General features: G+C 61.1%; 13 protein-coding genes and 3 pseudogenes. 11 read left to right on the top strand and 5 right to left on the bottom strand.

Annotation, left to right across the window (positions count from 1 at the left end; genetic code table 11):
* Positions 1-125 precede the first annotated feature (125 nt).
* Positions 126-458 (bottom strand): hypothetical protein, encoded by a 333-nt coding sequence (locus RJT68_RS20345; protein ID WP_407038331.1) that lies wholly within the window; start codon positions 456-458, stop codon positions 126-128.
* Positions 459-662: 204 nt separating this feature from the next.
* On the opposite strand from RJT68_RS20345, the gene RJT68_RS20340 reads away from it, so the two are divergent.
* Positions 663-863, top strand: a complete 201-nt coding sequence (locus RJT68_RS20340; protein WP_407038330.1) for a DUF7576 family protein — start codon at positions 663-665, stop codon at positions 861-863.
* A 348-nt stretch (positions 864-1,211) separates the two neighbouring features.
* On the opposite strand, the gene RJT68_RS20335 is transcribed toward RJT68_RS20340, so the two are convergent.
* Entirely contained in the window at positions 1,212-1,778 is a 567-nt protein-coding gene (locus RJT68_RS20335) for a hypothetical protein (RefSeq protein WP_407038329.1), read from the bottom strand.
* A 562-nt stretch (positions 1,779-2,340) separates the two neighbouring features.
* Between RJT68_RS20335 and RJT68_RS20330 the strand changes: the two genes are divergently transcribed.
* The 7 genes and pseudogenes from RJT68_RS20330 to RJT68_RS20300 all read left to right on the top strand — a co-directional run bounded on the left by RJT68_RS20330 (position 2,341) and on the right by RJT68_RS20300 (position 7,408).
* Positions 2,341-2,661 (top strand): NAD-dependent epimerase/dehydratase family protein, encoded by a 321-nt coding sequence (locus tag RJT68_RS20330; protein ID WP_407038328.1) that lies wholly within the window; start codon positions 2,341-2,343, stop codon positions 2,659-2,661.
* Positions 2,662-2,703: 42 nt separating this feature from the next.
* Positions 2,704-3,704, top strand: a protein-coding gene (locus RJT68_RS20325) for an IS630 family transposase (protein WP_407038327.1) whose coding sequence is annotated in 2 segments (ribosomal slippage) — positions 2,704-3,196 and positions 3,196-3,704 — 1,002 coding nt in all. Because the reading frame shifts where the segments join, the coding sequence is not laid out codon by codon here.
* Between the two features lie 41 nt (positions 3,705-3,745).
* A complete protein-coding gene (locus tag RJT68_RS20320; protein WP_407038326.1) occupies positions 3,746-4,378 on the top strand; it encodes an NAD-dependent epimerase/dehydratase family protein in 633 nt (210 codons plus the stop codon).
* A 108-nt stretch (positions 4,379-4,486) separates the two neighbouring features.
* Positions 4,487-4,879, top strand: a pseudogene (gene tnpA / locus RJT68_RS20315) (IS200/IS605 family transposase).
* A 70-nt stretch (positions 4,880-4,949) separates the two neighbouring features.
* Positions 4,950-6,234 (top strand): annotated as a pseudogene (locus RJT68_RS20310) (RNA-guided endonuclease TnpB family protein).
* A gap of 47 nt (positions 6,235-6,281) precedes the next feature.
* A complete protein-coding gene (locus RJT68_RS20305; protein ID WP_407038325.1) occupies positions 6,282-6,899 on the top strand; it encodes a hypothetical protein in 618 nt (205 codons plus the stop codon).
* Positions 6,899-7,408 (top strand): metal-dependent hydrolase, encoded by a 510-nt coding sequence (locus RJT68_RS20300; RefSeq protein ID WP_407038324.1) that lies wholly within the window; start codon positions 6,899-6,901, stop codon positions 7,406-7,408. Before RJT68_RS20305 ends, RJT68_RS20300 begins: the two co-directional genes overlap by 1 nt.
* A gap of 349 nt (positions 7,409-7,757) precedes the next feature.
* Here RJT68_RS20300 and RJT68_RS20295 read toward each other — a convergent pair whose 3' ends face one another.
* The 3 genes from RJT68_RS20295 to RJT68_RS20285 form a co-directional block, all read right to left on the bottom strand.
* On the bottom strand, positions 7,758-8,363 hold the full coding sequence (locus RJT68_RS20295) for a metal-dependent hydrolase (protein WP_407038323.1): 606 nt from the start codon (positions 8,361-8,363) through the stop codon (positions 7,758-7,760).
* A 487-nt stretch (positions 8,364-8,850) separates the two neighbouring features.
* Positions 8,851-10,020 (bottom strand): hypothetical protein, encoded by a 1,170-nt coding sequence (locus RJT68_RS20290; RefSeq protein WP_407038322.1) that lies wholly within the window; start codon positions 10,018-10,020, stop codon positions 8,851-8,853.
* Between the two features lie 479 nt (positions 10,021-10,499).
* Entirely contained in the window at positions 10,500-10,628 is a 129-nt protein-coding gene (locus tag RJT68_RS20285) for a hypothetical protein (RefSeq protein WP_407038321.1), read from the bottom strand.
* 431 nt (positions 10,629-11,059) lie between these two features.
* Here RJT68_RS20285 and RJT68_RS20280 point away from each other — a divergent pair, with 431 nt between their 5' ends.
* From RJT68_RS20280 to RJT68_RS20270, 3 genes and pseudogenes are all read left to right on the top strand, one after another.
* Positions 11,060-11,851, top strand: coding sequence for a helix-turn-helix transcriptional regulator (locus RJT68_RS20280; protein WP_407038320.1), 792 nt, complete (start codon positions 11,060-11,062; stop codon positions 11,849-11,851).
* A 344-nt stretch (positions 11,852-12,195) separates the two neighbouring features.
* Positions 12,196-13,044, top strand: a pseudogene (locus tag RJT68_RS20275) (IS5 family transposase); the annotation flags it as partial.
* Positions 13,045-13,241: 197 nt separating this feature from the next.
* A complete protein-coding gene (locus RJT68_RS20270) occupies positions 13,242-16,784 on the top strand; it encodes an outer membrane protein assembly factor BamB family protein (protein WP_407038319.1) in 3,543 nt (1,180 codons plus the stop codon).
* The last annotated feature ends 107 nt before the right edge of the window (positions 16,785-16,891 follow it).

Here is a 16,891-nt window from a genome sequence, read left to right as displayed (position 1 = left end):
ACGATGCGTAATACCAAAAGTGTGTATCCGCTGCGCGACGGCCGACGCGACACGCCGGGGCGGGCGGCCTCGATCGCGGCGACAACGCCCTCGAGGCCGGCGGAGGCGTGGTTCCGCTCCGCCCGTCAGGTCGACGAGGCGCTCGGTGACGGTGCTGAACAGCGTGCCACACTCCTTGCGGTGTCGGACTCGACCGCAACGGTGTCGTGGCGCGTGGCGACCGCCCGACTGACACGCCGGGTCGTGAGCGTCGTGCCCGTCCCCGGTGGGCCGGAGATCGAGACCGTCGGCGGCAGGTCCCCCTCGTGGACGCCGGTGCGGAGCATCGCCAGCGCGCGTTCCTGCGCGTCGCGTACGCAGCTCGCTCGTGGGTCGGCGAGCGGATCCAGCGCCCGCGTCTCGGCGAAGCCGCTCCCATCGGGCGCAGTGGCGTCGAACCGGTCGTCGTCCTTTGCCATGAGACGGACGTGCTCGATTGCCAGCGGAACGACGAGTGATAGGCAACTGGGTCGGCGGCGACAAAAACACGTTCCCCCGGGGGCCACCCACCCGGACCCACTGAGCCGTCCGCTCGCCCCCGACGGCGCGCCCCGGCCGATAGTATATCACAATAGATGACGTTCATCACATCTTATTTGTGGGGCGTTCCCATAGGGAGGGGTATGGAGTACCAGTACCGGGACCCGACCGCACCCTCGAGCCACCATCGCATCCAGGAGGCGACGACGTGTCGCGCGTGCGGGAGCGAGATCGGCGCCCGCGAGCGGCGGCTGACGTGGCGGATCCGCGAGGGGACCGATGTGTTCGAATACCACTACTGTAGCGACGCCTGTCTCCCCGAGACGGCACCGGACCCGCCGTAACCGGTGCAGCGAACGCGCTCGGATGACGGAATCGCAGTGAGCACGCGGACTGGGCGATCCGGCATGGACGCTCACCCGGGTCGGTCGTGGGCAGGAGACGGCGGCACGGCCCCACACACGTCGGTCCCCTGACTCCTGGTCCAACGTCCATCACGCAACGACGGATAACAGGGCAACTGCGCCGACATCGAGCAGAGAAAGTAGTCCTGAAAAACACTATTCCTGATGACTCTCGAGCCACTCCACCAACTCGGGTAAACCGAGGTCACTCGTTCTGGCCACCACACTCTCCACGCAAGCGCGGTGAGACGCCCTACAGAAAGCCGTTGGAGGAGTTTGGGTCTCTCGCTACTCCAACGGAAGCATGATGGTTCGGTGTGGCTGTTGCCGCCACCCGTTCCAGTTGAGGTTGTCGTTCTGTTCGGCGGTAGAGAACACCCTGAAGTCTGCCACCGTGGTGCCACCGCGCTCAAAGCCCGCGAAGGTCACCATATCACCCGCGTCACGCGGGTTCGTGGTCCCGTCGAGGTGTTGTTCCTGCACGCGTCCCTGTGAGTAGGCAACGCCGGGGTCGTTTGGGAACGGTGGACCATCGACCTCCCGATCGACCGGCTGAGTATCGTATTCGCACGTGCCGTCGGCCAGTTCGGCGACCATCCGCGGGTCGAAGAATCCAAGTGGGTCCGCGAGTTGAAGCAGGTGATTGACGTTCCGGAACGGGCGTGCGTCGATGATTGCCTGCGCTTCGTCTTCGTTTTCCACATGCCTCAACTGCTGTAACTCCTCGCTATCTGCGTCGTTCAGTGAGACGCACCCGTCCTGTGCTGCGGCGCTGCCAGTTACCGCCGCTCCCCCAAGTAGTGCGACTCCCGTCGTCTTGAGGATGGACCGACGTGTTGGTTGTCTTCCCGTCATGTGTGATTCGCACCCCAACACGATTTGGGGCAAGAACCTTGTCCCACGGGCCCGTATATAATTGAGCCATTTCGTTCCAGACAGTCTAGCTGTCCATTTCAGGATTAACTAGTTTTTGTCTCGGGCACGTTCGGTGACGTGAGGGACCCTTGTGGTGAACCAGCGCAGTACTGACTGCGCGTTCTATAAATCAGTGTAGCTGAAGGTTTCCACCTCCAATCATGTCTGGTTGACTCGGCCTTCTGAGCCCCTACTCGCCGGACGATGCGGCAGACCCGAACATGTCCACCCAGATACGATTTGTTGGCACTCCCCTCCGAAGGTCCACTGCGTGGGTTGCCGGGGCGCACTGATGTGGTTCAGTTCGGCGTGTCCGCGCCCGACGGGGAGAGACTCCACCACGAAAGTCAGCCGTGGCGACCGAGCCATACTCTGAGAGGGGACTTGCTGTCGGACCTGGGGCGGGCACCTACAAAAACGCGCTCACGAGAAGCAGCTACCACCGCATTGAGCCCCGAGGGCGACCGCCACAGGCACTCGTCCGCTCGAAGATAGTACGGCAATGGACGCCCTCGACCGTGAGCAGCAGGCTGTACTGATCACCGGTGGAGCGGGGTTCCTCGGTCACCACCTCGCCCGTGCCCTCTGCCCCCAGAACGACGTCACCGTCTCCACCTCGCTCGGTGCAGGCGATCCGGCGACCCTCCCCACGGAGGCGACGCTGATCGAGGCAGACGTGGGCGACGGTGACCGACTGACGGAGACCGGTGCCGATGCGGACGTGATCTTCCACGAGGCCGCCCTCGTCAGCGTCGCCCGCTCGGTCGAGAACCCCCAAACGAGCCACGCGATCAACGCCGACGCCACCCTCTCACTGCTATAGTATCCGTTAGAATTATTTACTCGCAGTATCTTGGAATAGACAGTGGATCACCTCGACGAGATCTCAGTCGAAGAGTTGCAAGAAGCCCTCGACAACGTGGACGGAAAGAAGCCGACACAACGGCTTTTAGCCGCAATAGCGTACAAAAACGGCGTCACGCAGACTGAACTATCCGAGTGGAACGGCGTGCAGCGCCGAACGATCTATAGCTGGCTCACGCGACTCGATACCGATGAGCCGCTTGAGCAGGCTGTGACTGATGCTCACCGATCTGGGAGAAAACGAAAGCTCTCGGATAAAGATCAAAAACAGTTCGAAGCAACTGTCCACGAACCCCCTGAAGAAGTTGGACTCGACGCGCCGGCGTGGACGCCGGCGCTCGTCCAGCAGTATCTTGACGAGACGTACGATGTCGAGTATTCGATCCCGAGCTGCCGGCGGTTGCTCAAAGAAGCGGGATTGAGCTATCAAAAACCACGCCGTACAACCGCCGAATCAGATGCTGACGAGCAAGAAACGTTCCGCGAAGAGTTCAAAAAAAGCGGCGGGAGATGGACGCCACAGTAGTCTGTATCGATCAAACCAAAAAATCCGTGCAAGTCGAGCCGCGTGCCGCATGGTTTCCTCGCGGGACGCGGCCGGCCGTCGAATTATCCGGCCAACGCGACTGGACGTGCCTGTTGGGCGCGATCACCGAAGACGGTGATCGCCTTTTCGCTCGATTCGAAGAGTACGTAACCGCCGAACACGCCAAACATTTCATTCTTGCATTATGCGAAGAATTTGAAGATGACTTGCTCGTCGTGCTGGATGGAGCGTTGTATTTCCAGGCGTCGGCCGTCACGGACCTGGCGGCCCGTGACGACCTTGACTTCATCACGTTACCGGCGTACTCGCCAGAGCTAAATCCTGTCGAGGAGTGCTGGAAACAACTCCAAGCCGCTCTCAGCAACCGCTTCTTTGAGTCACTCGACGATCTCACAACGGCGAGTGATACGGCTCTTGACCAACTCTCTATACCAAAAGTGAGTAATTATTTCTAACTCCTACTATAGCAGCCGCCCGAACCCACAACGTCCGTGTCGTGCTCGCCTCGAGTGCGGCCGTCTATGGCCACCCCCAATCGATCCCGATCACTGAAGCCGACGCCAACGAGCCAACGTCGCCGTACGGCCTCGACAAACTCGCGAGTGACCACTACGCCCGGCTGGACCACGACCTCTATGGCCTCGAGACGGTTGCCCTGCGCTATTTCAACGTCTACGGCCCGGGCCAGGTCGCGGGCGACTACAGCGGGGTGATCAGCGTCTTCATTGATCAGGCGCTCTCCGGGGAAGAGATCACCATTCACGGCGACGGCGAGCAGACGCGTGAGTTCGTCTATGTCGACGACGTCGTCCAAGCGAACGTGAAGGCGGCGACCACGGACGCGGTGGGCGAAGCGTACAATATCGGCACCGGCGAGTCGGTCACGATCCGGGAGCTGGCCGAACTCATCCAGGACATCACGGACACCGACGCGGACATCGTCCACACGGAGGCCCGGCCGGGGGACATCGACCACTCCGAGGCCGACATCTCGAAGGTGAACCGACAGTGTCGGTGCGGGAGGGCCTCGAACGAACTATCGACTGGTACCAGCACGAACACGCCCTCCGGGAGTGAACAACGAGTTCCGAAATCTATCTTTTTAAGGCAAGAACCCCGCCGCTTATAACGGGCGTGAAGCCGCCAACTCCTACACGTTCCACCGTCGGTTGCAGGCCGAATACCCCCGACTGCTAACCTTTAGTCGAATTGGGTGTACAGAAATTAGTACCGCCAAATAACGTATAATCTCGAAACCGGGTCGCACACGATCTATACGCTCCAATATCACTTCGTGACCGCCACGAAGGACCGCGCAGCCCTACTCACCGACGAAATCGCAGAACGCATCGGTGAGATTGCAAACGACATCTCCGAGACCTTCGGCGTGAACATCCAGAACGTCAACGGCGGTTCCGACCACGTTCACATCCTGTTCACGGCGAAGCCAACGACCGACCTTACCAAGTTCATCAACTCACTCAAGGATGTCACGTCCCGCAAAATCCGTGACGAGAATCCAGAGGATCGGCAGACGCTCGACAAGGCGTTCTGGTAACCGGGGTACTTCCTCGCCACCACCGGCCAAGTGAGCATCGACGTACTCATGAAGTCCGTGGAGGAACAGTAGCGTGTCTCCGACCGTCACCAAGACGGTGCAGGCGACGTTCGCGCCACCCACCCCGCACAAGTAGTCGAAATTGAACAGCCTACTCGACACGTACCGTGACGGTCTGCAAGAGGCGTTCGACGCGGGGGCGAGTACCATGTCGGCGGTGAGTGACATCGTGGCGCCCAACGACCTGCCGTATCAGGCCAAAGCCACACTCTGTAACTACGTCCCGAAACTCCGCACGACGTACAACGCGAAGGAATTGGACGACGGCTACCCGATCCGCCTCACGAACCAAGCCGCGACGTACGACCACTCCGACGAACGCAACTACGCGTTCACGTGGTGGGTTCCGCGTCCCGGTCGGGGAACGAACTTCTGGATACCGCTCCGCATCAACCCTGAACAGGAAGACCTCTGGCACGCCCTCATATCGGAGGACGCGAAGGCGGGAGAGATACGGCTTCAGAAGCATCGGAAGAACTGGGTCCTGCATGTCACCGTCGAGTACCCGGTCGAAGAACGAGCGACGGACGGTGACGCCACGCACATCGGCTTAGACATCGGAGAAACTGCCCTCAAGGACGGTTCTCCGACTGACCTGTTCGTGTGTCACGGATAGAGCGAAACATCTCCGCAAAGAGATGCACACGACCCCGCAACGACGCCAAGAGCGTGACGCATCCGAGTGGCGGATTGAAGACCGCTTCTCACACTACCAGAACGTGCTCACCGACATCGTGGAGAAAGCGTCTCGACAGGCCGTTGAGTACGCCCAACAGTTCGAGAATTCGGTGTTGGTGATGGAGAATTTGACAGATGTCCGAGAACGACTCGGCTACGGGAAGTACATGAATCGCCGGCTTCATTCGTGGGCGTTCGCCCGACTCCACGGGCGCATCGAGGACAAGGCGACGGAAGCAGGCATCCCGGTCGAGTACGTGAATTCGGCGTACACCTCGCAGACGTGTCACTCGTGCTCCCGTCTCGGTCGTGGGGACTCCCAAGCTGAGTTCCGGTGTCCGAACGACGACTGCCACGTGTCGACGTTTCAGGCCGACATCACCGCTTTCGCGAATATCGAACGACGGATTGACCCGTGGGGAGAGAGTGTCCCGCTTGACAAGGCAGAACGTGATGACTCGCCTCGGGATGAGAGCGGTTGTGACACCGCCACGACTCCGTCCGAGACGGCTTCGCTGTCTCGTGGTCACGAAAGACGCGTAGCGTCGTTCGAACGCCATCGTGAGAAGAGCGTGCCAGCGCAGATGACGGTCATGGCGTTTCGAGAGTCTGATCCCACTGCCAGCGTTCACGAGACCGAAGGTCCCGTGCAGCTCACCAGAACCGAAGGTTCTGGAGACGACGACTAACTGGGAGTCCCCCTGCGTGGGAAGCCTCGCCTTTTACGGCGAGGAGGATGTCACTGCAGACACTGTCGAAGATGGCCTCGAACGAACCGGTCGGTCAGCGTGGACGCCTGCTCGCAGGGATCGCGTTACTCGCCGTGTTGGGCGGTGCGCTGGTCTGGGCGGGGGCGACGCCCGACAACCCGCTCGGGCCCGCCTACCCCACCGAGTTTGAGGTGATGCCGGCGCCAGAGGCGTACGTCGGCGAGCAGGTCATCCTGCACGGTCGCGTCGTCGACACGGAGCCTGTCGTGATCGCGACCCCGACCAGCGGCTCCGACCGGGTTACCCTGGTCGGTGCGGAGCGCTACCGCGGGACCGTCGACGGGCCACTCGAACCGGGCGTCCACATGACTGCCTTCGGGACGCTCGCGGAGGCGTCGACGCTCACCGTCGAGCGCGGGTTAACCCGGACGCCAGCGGAGGCGACCTACATGTACGTCGTCTCCGCCCTCGGCGGCCTCTGGGTCGCCGGCCGGTTCGGCCAGGGGTGGCGGTTCGACCGCCAGCAGCTCGCGTTCGTCCCGCGCGCGGACTCGCGGTCGACGGCCGACCGTGATGGCCCACCGTCGGACCGCCAGGCAGGCCGGCTGACCGACGATGAGAGTGACACAGCGGGTGAGCGCTGATGGCCGACGTTCTGACGCACGTCCTAGTGGGGTTCATTATCGGCGTCGGGCTGTCGTTCCGGATCGACTGGCTGGGCCCCGAGCACGTGACGCTGGTGATGGTCGGGGCGCTCTCGCCGGATCTCATGAAACTCGCGCTGTTTCTCCCGGACACGACCGTCTCCCGCCTCCTCGGCGTGCCGTTTTCGTGGTCGCCGTTGCACACCCTGGGTGGGTCCGTACTCGTGATTCTCCTCGGCTCGCTCCTGCTCGCGCCGCCATACCGCAAGTGGTCGATCGTCCTGCTGGCCCTCGGCGCGGTATCCCACCACGTGCTCGATCTCGCGCTTCTCACCCCCACGGGCTCGTCCTACGCGGTGTTTTGGCCGCTCTGGGACTCTCGACCACCTGCCGGGGGGCTCTACGTGAGCAGCGACCGGTGGCCGGCGCTGGGGGCCGGACTCGTCGCCGCCGTCGTCTGGCTGGGCCGACGGCGGCAGGACTCGGCGCGTCACCCGGTTGAGGAGTGATTACGGGAAACCGACTCTCACAATCCACACGCGCGCTCGAGTAGTACCCCCCAACCCACCGACGGACCCGACGACGCAGCGGATGGTTCACAATCAGTTGGGGGAGCGCGCGCCGCACGAACCGGTCGATCAGAATCCTGAGCGTGCCAGAATCGCTGTGGAGGCTGGTTGCACTGCGGCCGCTCGCGCCCTCGGCGTCGAGGGTGGCCCCGCTGTGACTACCTGGACGCGGTTCGTGCGGCCGTCGAAACCCATGGCGGGTTGTTGCCCGTCGGGCGGGTATTGACGACGTGTGAGCATCGAATCCAGCAGGGCCGCCCAGTCGGGGTGGCCCCGGCCTCCGGCCCCGTCACTCCCGCCGCTGGCGGAGCGGGGACAGCACGCTCGCCGGCCATCGACCCACTACCAGGAGTTCCCGACAGCCGGGGCGGCCATCGACCAGCCAGACGCCGATCGCCAGGCCAACCAGCCCGAGCCCGAGGAGCGCGTCCGGCGCCAAAAGCGACGGATAGGCGCCGCCCAGGATCTCCCCCGTCTGGGCGGCGGCACCGGTTTCCCGTGCCGCAGTGTCGGCCGCTGCGTCGGCGGTCCGAAACGGCCAGAGGACCACCGTGAGGTCCCACGCCCCGCCAGGGAATCGGGGACTGACATCGGTCGCGAGATGCGCCAGATACCCCACGGCGAACGCGCCACCTACGGGCGACCGCCCGGCGCGACGGGCGACAACGAACACCCCTACCGCGAGTGGGACGGCGATGACCGCGGCATGGCCGAGCGACCGCCCGCTCGACACCACGCCGAACTGCCACGCCAGGGGTTTGTCGATCAGGTCCGGCAGTTGTGAGGCGAGCAACACGACGAGGACGGGCCAGCCAGCTGGTGGGGTCCCATTGTGCCACCGCGAGGCGCCCGACCAGAGCAGGTAGGCGACCGCAGCGTGCTCCCAGGGGTACACAGCCTCTCGTTCTGGCGCCGTCCGGATGGCCCTTTCGGCGGCCACCACGTGCTGCCCCACCGTCATGGCTGCGGGGGGTGCGCATCGACTCGCGTCGCGCCTGCCCCCGACAGGGCGACCTCCTTTATCGCCGGCCGCTCGGATGTTTGGGCGGCCAGAGGGGAGTGGGAAGCTGCCGTCCCCTCGCCCTGCCGGGCGACGTTATGCGCGTCGAGAGCACCGACGTCCGGTCGACTGCGCTGACCGCGACCGACGGACCGAGGGCATCGCACACCGCGAGCAGGACGGTGGCCGACTCGGACGAACAGACACACACCAGCGACGGCGCAGTCGTAGGTGAGGGCCCGGGGTGATCCCGCCGTGTCCCGTGAGTCCGTGCCCGGTGGACCCCACCGACGAGCCGGCTGGGCCGACGCACTGCCCCTGCCGCTGGGTGGCTACCGACGCCGGAGCCAACGCGGCGAGGCCGTCACGCCCGGGCGGCCCGTTACGTGGGGTCTTCGGCCCCGAAGACCGCCTGTAACCGCTGGTGGACCTGCGCGTAGTCGTCGAGGGTGGTTTGGATCGTCTCCAGGCGCGCGTTCGTGTCGGCGCGCGTCGTCTGCAGCGTTCGGTCGACCCGCTCGAGGCCGTCCGCCAGCTCCGCGAGCGCAACAGACGTGTCGGCGGTCTCGGCCTCGACCGTCGCGAGGCGCTCGCGGAGGGTCGCCCGCTCGTCGGCTGCGGCCGCCACCGTCTCGGTCAGGTCCGTCACCGCCTGGGCCACCTCGCGGAGCTCCATCTGCAGCTCCTCGATGAGCTGGTCGGCGGTGCCGTGCTCGTCGAGGAACGCTTCCAGTGCGTCCGTGTACGCGGCAAACTGTGCGAGCCGGGATTCGAGGTGCTCGAGGCGAACCGCCACGCTCGTCGGGAGGTGGTCCGCGAGCAGGTGCGTGCGGAGCGCCTGGCGCTGTGCGTCCGTCGCGTGCTGGTCCATGTCCTCGATAAGTTGGTCGAGTAGCGTGGGCGACTCGCCTGCTGGGTGGCTCCCATCGTCATGCGCACCCCCTGGAGCTGCGGCGGAGGCAGCCATCCCCTCTGTCCCCTCCAGGAGGCTCTCGAAGCCGACCTCGTCGTCGGAAAACGTGACGCGAGTTGGATCACCGCTCCCATCGCCGCGGGCGTCGCCATCCACCGGCGGGGTGGCCGTAGACCTGTCCCCGATCAGCTGTTGCCGGAGGTGCTGAAACTCTGCCGTGGTTCCACGAGCTTCGTCTTCCTCGTCGTCAACCACCGCCAGACCGACCTCGTCAGGGGCACGTTCGCGGACAGATACGTCCGCCAGCTCCGCCAGCTCGAGGGCGGTCACGAAGGTCTCGGCTGCAAAGGTGGTGACGATGGTGAGGTCCACCGTCTGATCCATCGACCCGATATGGTCGGGTGGGGGCGCCATGGGGCGCACGTCGGTCGCGTTCTCGAGCTCGCGAAGCACCTGCACTTTCGTCTCCGTCGGCGTTCCGTCCGCGAACGACAGCTCGAGCTCGTAAACCCGGTCCCCTGGGCGAATCGTCCCGGACAGGGGTGCCCGGTCGCGTGCCACCCCCTCTCGGTGCTGTTCCCCGGCCGGCATCGCGATCTCGTCGCGCTCGGTTTCCTCGTCAATGTTCGTGTCAGTCACGATTGTCCCTCCCTACTGAGACCCACAATAGTTGGGTAGTTATTCACATCTATATTTTGTACCATATATGATGATGATATGTCTAGCGCGGAGATCCAGGCTCGGGTCCCCTGTCGGACCTCTGCGGGGCCGCGAGTGGCCCGTCAGTAATGGGTGTTGCAGCAGCCGTCTCGATGCCGCGTGGGGACCAACGGCGCGGTGGTGCTGCGGCACGGCGCTGCGGGATTGGCTGATCGCCTTCGTCACCTGCTCCCTGGCGGGGCCTGATCGCGGCCGTCCCGGAAGAAGGGGCCCGGTGACCACCCGGTCCCCGTCGGCGGTCACACGTTGGACCCCGACCGGCCACCGCAAACGGGCGCAAGCCGCTCTCCGCTCGACGGCCGCATCTCGACCGCTCGGTTGCCCCGCGCTCGATCGAACTCGAGAGAGCCGGGACGGACGACCCGGCAGTCGTGGTGATCGCCCCACCGCTTCGGCCGTCAGTGGCGCTCACGGTCCGTCCACCCGCCGACCGCCTCACCACTGTGGGGGACAGCTGTCGGCCGGCTAGCGACCGGGAATGGGAACCGGGTGGTCAGCTCACCGCTCAGCCGCTCGTCAGTGCCCATGCGCTCACCTCATGCGGTCCTATATGCCGAACGGCGTGCTCCGATGCAGGCTCCGACCGCGGAAATCGTGAACACGGGCCACCGGCTTCGATCCCTTCGATGAGACGGGGGGCCAGTACCGGTACCGTGCCGCATGCGTTCGGCCGTGGATACCTGGTTCACTAGGCCGGTCCACAGGCTAATGCCGACCGAAGTCCCAATCACGGCATGGTCGACAAGACGGTGCTCTGGCGCAACAAACGCCATGGCAAGCGACCCAGCGGCGAACGCGGCTTGCAAGGGTCCAGTGAACGTTGAAGCGATCCCTTCCGTGAACGTCAGACCGACCTACTCATCTTCAGTACGCACAATCTGTTCGGTCTAACACTCACTAAATAGGTAACTAGGTTGATGGTTCTCTACGTCCACACTCGAACTGAGGGGTGAATGCAATGGGAGGCCGGGACGAAGCGATCGGCTGTCTGACCTTCCTGAACCAATCACCTGTACGGATTCGCATTCTGAATCTCCTCTCCGAGGAGAAGGCACTGACCAAAGGCGAGTTGACCAAGCAAGTTAATGTCTCCCGTGTCACCATCCAGCGAAATCTGGAGGCCCTCGCCGAATACGGCTGGCTCAAGCCTGCCCAGTCGGAATATACCATCACGCCAGCCGGCGAACTGGTAAGCCGTGAACTCACCTCGGTCATTGATTCGATCCAGCTGGAACGGAAACTTCACCCGTTTTTGCGGTGGCTCCCTCGTGATTCGTTCGATCTTGATCCCCAACTCCTACGCGACGCCACGGTCATCTCTACTGAGCCAACTGATCCCTACAATTGGGTGAGATACCATATCGACCGGCTGTCCACCACCTCGCACCTTCGGTTGCTCCTCCCGCTGATCGGGGATGAGGGGTGGGAAGTGACGACAACGCGGCTACGGAACGGCGAGCTTACCGCCGAGTTTATTGCCGATACGGCTGTCGCTACGACCCTCCGAACGAACCCCAGATACACCGATACCGTTGACCAGTTACGTACCACCGAGGGCTTTGAATTATTTCTCTATGAGGGTACGTTTCCCTTTGGGATTGGGATCTTTGACCAGTACGTCCAGATGATCGTCGCCGACGACGATGGAATGCCCCAAGCGCTGATCGAAACGCAATCCGAAAGAGTCCACGAATGGGCTGAAGCGACGTTCAAGGACTATCGAGAAAAATCGAAACGGTTCACGTTCTGATGCCCAATGAGCACTGTTTGATGCACCACTACCGGTAGGGAGTCCCGATTCGGCGACACCATCTTCAGCACGCCCGGGCTAAACTGCCCCTCGGAGAACGGTCACACGGTCAATGAAAGACGGTTCACTGGGCGTGAGCGGGACCGCTGTTACCGGAATCAATGCGAAGATCACCTCTCCTTCGGTTACCATCCAGAGTGAGTGGCCCCCTCCGATCCTCGTCGCCGGTTGTGTCGGCTACTGTGTCGGGGCTTGTTTAGACGTTCGAGATCTCTGCGGAGGAACCTTCACTAGTAAGTTCTAGGGTTCTAGCAAGAGTCGCTACTTGTCGAACGTTCTAGGAAATGAAGCGAGAAGGCGAATTTGTGTCCAGCAAACTCGCCCGCTTCACGAGACACGTTGTCTCGCTCGCTCAAAAAGCCGTCGCTGGAGAGCCGGATCCAGCGTTTCAACCCGGCGAAGGAGGCTACGCAGACTGGGTAATCGTCGCTCTGCATGGTCTTCGGGAGTATCTCGATCATCCGTATCGGCGGTTGCTGGATGTCCTCTACAAGATGCCACGAATCGTCGGAATTCTTGGTCTAGAACCGTCTGAACTGCCCGACTTTTCCACCCTCTGCGCCCGGTATCAGCGACTCAAAATGCCGATCTGGCGCGTCTTACTACGTTTGTCGGCGGAGCTGCACGACACCGGTGAGATCCAGGCGATCGACGCAACCGGCATGGATCGGATCTCGACCAGCCAGCACTACGCCAAACGAACGAATTACACGTTTCGTGCGGTCATGACGACTGTCTTGATCGATTGTGAGACTGATATAATTCTCGACATACATTGCTCGATGAAACAACCGCACGACTCCCAGATCGGCTGGCAACTGCTCAAACGAAATCTCGACAAAGTGAGGACTCTCACCGTCGACAAAGGCTACGACTGGTGGCTGCTTCGTCAGAAACTTCGCGCTGAAGGCGTGAAACCGGTGATCAAGCACCGTGAATTTGGCTGGAATGGCGTCGCTGGAAACCTCCTGATTGATGATACAACGTACCATCAGCGCTCGAACGTCGAATCGACGTTCTTCGCGCTTCGGCGCAAATACGGCGAGATCATCCGTGCTCGAACCTGGTTTGGACAATTCCGCGAACTCGTCCTCAAGTGCGCCGTCAGAAACATCGAACTCGCGCTCGACCGCTCAAACCCAGGAATTCAGGCGTCTAAACAAGGCCCTGTGTCGTACACCCCGTGTACATTGAACACCGGCTAGCAGCTGTTCACTGAATGCAATAAGTAGCTGGTACCGGTACACTCCGTATGCACCGGCGCAGGTTTCTCGTTGGCAGTGGGGGACTGCCAACGGTCCTCCCAACGATCGGGGGGCCACAACGAACGATGGGGAGCCTCACGAACGGAGTACTCCGTGATGAGGACGTTGACTTCGATGTGTTCTCCGTAAACGGCGATGAAGAGGGGCCGCCGTATCGAATCGATACCAGTATCGATTCTCTCACTATCCGTCTGGGAGATGGAAACGGGGATTCCCTCGACCCAGACTCCCTCACGCTGACGGGTGAAATGCGCCCGTATGGACAGACGGATACCGTTGAGCTCACTCGCCAATCCGAGGGGATTTATGCAGCGGAGGACTGGGGATATACTCAGGCCCGGACAGAGTATCACCTCTTTTCGATCGATAGTGATGGTGGATCAGCAGCGACTGCCGAGATCCCGCTCGTGAATGAGCGGGATTCGCTCACCGCTCCCATCCGGGGATGGCGGCCTCGACGGGACAGTGAACAACCGGTCACCGTCAATGGAGACCGCTACTTTTGCTTCCAGCTGACACGTCAGAAAGATGCCGAGGTAGAAGGCTGGCTTCTTGTCGACGATGGCGGCCGATTGGTAACGGATGAATCCACTCGGGAAAAGGCAGCCCTCACCGCGACTGTGGCGACGAAGATGCGGAGCGATCACGATGCTGCGTATCTGCGAGACCTTGCAGAAACGTTACGGAGAACGCGCCAGCTAGCGATTCTCGCAGAGAGTGCGCTCTGGTTTCGGGATACGGCGGCAAACATGCTCGGTGTGGTGGCGACCAAGGGCGCTGGGAAGTTGAAAGGCCAGGCGACTGAGGATCTGGTTCGAGAAGTCGCCGAAGAGTACGCTCGACGGTTCGTTGAACACCTCGCCGAAGATCGTGGATTCACCGCTAATCCGGTCGAGGTGTTTGAAGGCGCGATCAGAACGGTCGCTGATATAGAACTCGGAGCTCAGGCGGACAATGCGGAGAGAGGAGCTGACGTCGCGGCGCGATATGCTGTATATGACGAATGGACGTACGATGACGCCGAGACCTATTGGACGGCAGTCAGCGAGGCTCTGGCGGATGGGATTTTCTTTTTAACTCTCCGGACGAATATGCTCCCCGACGCAGATATTGCTTCGCAACTGGAAGACGTTGCTCTTGAAACCGTCGAGGGGGCAACTCCAGACGCGGTCAGTATGCTAGCCGATCTCTTTTTAAGCGGCAAGTTTGAATACATCCACGAAACCATTGACGAAACAGCGATCCTGCGAGAGTACATCGCCTCGCTTACGAGGACGTTCCAGGAGCACACGGAAACAGTTCACGAAGCGGTACAGGAACGGCAAAGTGGGGAACGATTATTGGAGCCATCCGGGGGGGATACCGGAGACGGGAACAGACGTGCCGAAATTACCGTCGTCGATGCGCCATCCGGCGATTTTTCGGCACACGAAGTGGTCCCGACCACGGTCGAAGTGAGCAATTTCACCGATACCGTTGCCGAGTTCTTTCTCGGCTACGGGGCGAGCACCGTCGTTGATGGGCAAGAGGTGCACTTCGATAACCATGGCACGACCGGCCACTTCGTTGAGTTACACCCGGATGAAGTACGCGAAACCGATGTTACTTGGCGTGTCGAGTCGGACGCCCCGGTCGACCAAGAGTACGGTATCGGTGTTGCTGTGTGGAGTGACTTTCCAGAAGCGCCGACTGCCGACCGGCTTGATGAAGAACGGCACGCAGCCGTCTTCTCGCTCGTTGACGAACACGGTGTTGAAATCCGAGCGATTGCAGTGAACGGGACCGTCACGTCCGATGCTGAAGTTATTGCTAACACGGAAACCCAGTTCGACCTCACCGTCGAAACGGACTTCGAATCGGAAACCACGTATCCATTTGAGCTTTCAGTGGAGGGCGAAGTCGTGACTTCACGAATGGAAACCCTCGACCCAGATTCTCACACAACCATCCCACTCAGTCATGAGTTCGAGGAACCAGGCAGATATACCGTATCGGTGGGAGCGGAAGAGAGAACGGTTACTGTGGTGGACGGGCCACAACCGGAATTAGTGGCTTTCGAAGTGACTGCCGCCGAGGAGGCTGCCGATGGGCAAGTAACGATCACGGTCACTGCTGACGCCGCGGGGACGGAGAACGATCGGCAAACCATTGCTGTCGGATTCCCCGATCTCGCGGGGATTGAAGAAGAGGTACTTCACGACATCATCGCGATCAAAGATCAGAATCTTGCGACGGACGGGGAGGACATGGTGGCCATGCCCGGCGAGGAACTCAGTGCGGCCTACGGTGACGACGAAATCGTCGCTGAGTATCCGTTGGTGGAAGGCTGGGTCACGGACCATGCCCCTGAAGACGACGAGTTGTACCTGGAGCTAACGGTTACTCCAGCCGAACTCGAGGACGATGAGTTCCGGATTCAAACAAAGACCGTTGCCGCGACCGAGGACTGGCAAGTAGTCGAGGGGGATCCAGCTGATGGAACGGGTGATACCGTTGATCAACAAGGAGAGGACGTGTATGAAAAGACTGTTACGCTTGAGGAACCGTCAGATCCAGTGGATGCGACCGGCGAGTGGCCTACGTTCCAGTACGATGCTGGTAATACCGGCTATACCCCGATCACGGGACCAACGCCGCCACTTACCGAGCGATGGAGAATCGATGGGCGGGGATTTTCTCAGCCGGCAGTAGCTGATGGCCGGATTTATGCCGGAAAGCGCGATGAAGGGCTGTATGCTTTCGATTCATCCGATGGTTCCGAAATTTGGGTCTATGACCTCCCTTCGTATTCGTTTCCACCACCAACCGTCGTCGAGGATACGGTATACTTCTCCGATGGTATGGATCTCTTTGCTGTCGATACAGACAGCGGTGACGAACAGTGGCGATTTGAACCGGAAGGGAGTAACACACAAAGCGCACCGACCGTCGTTGATAATACCGTGTACTTCGGGGATGGCCATGGGAACCAGATCTATGCACTAGATGCAGAAGATGGGTCGGTCCAGTGGCAATTCGAAGCCGCGAATAGAACATATCAGACCCCTACTGTGTATGACGGCAGAGTCTTTGCCACTGTCTCCTATCGGATACACGCACTAGATGGTGATGACGGGTCCCACCAGTGGGAATACAAGACAGATTCATATCATAACCGAGCTGTTGTTGCAGCCGAGGGAAAGATCTACGTGGAGTGTTGCCACACACTGGGGGAACACATCACGGCGTTAGACCCTGACACGGGGACAGAACAGTGGAGATCAGAAGTGGAGGTGCGGAGGATCGCTGCGGATCAGGATACCCTCTACGGATACGGAGAGCACCATGGAGAGAAGCCAGGGATTTACGCAATCAGTGCAGAGGATGGGTCGGTCGACTGGTATTCGGAATTTTCAGGGGAAGGCTCACTCAATCCAGTGATTACGGACACGACCGTCTACCTCGCCCATGATGGAGGCCATCTCTCTGTGATAGAGAAATCGAATGGCGAGTTCCAGGGGGAATTTGAATTCGAAACCGATCTCCATAAGGACTCTCGACCGGCCGTCGTTGACGATACGATGTATATTTCCGGTGGAAGCGCCCTGTATGCGCTTACCGGTAGCTGACAGGTACTGGAGTAGTTCGCTGTCGGGGCAAACAGCAAGGCCGGTGAGTGTTTGTAGAGGCAGTACCCTCTAGTGACGTGGGTCGAAACACCCGAAGCCGCGGAATG

It is taken from the genome of Halovalidus salilacus (assembly GCF_031852275.1).
GTDB lineage: Archaea > Halobacteriota > Halobacteria > Halobacteriales > Natrialbaceae > Halovalidus > Halovalidus salilacus.
The sequence above is the reverse complement of the archived record's forward strand: the minus strand, read 5'-3'. Positions and strand labels throughout refer to the sequence as shown.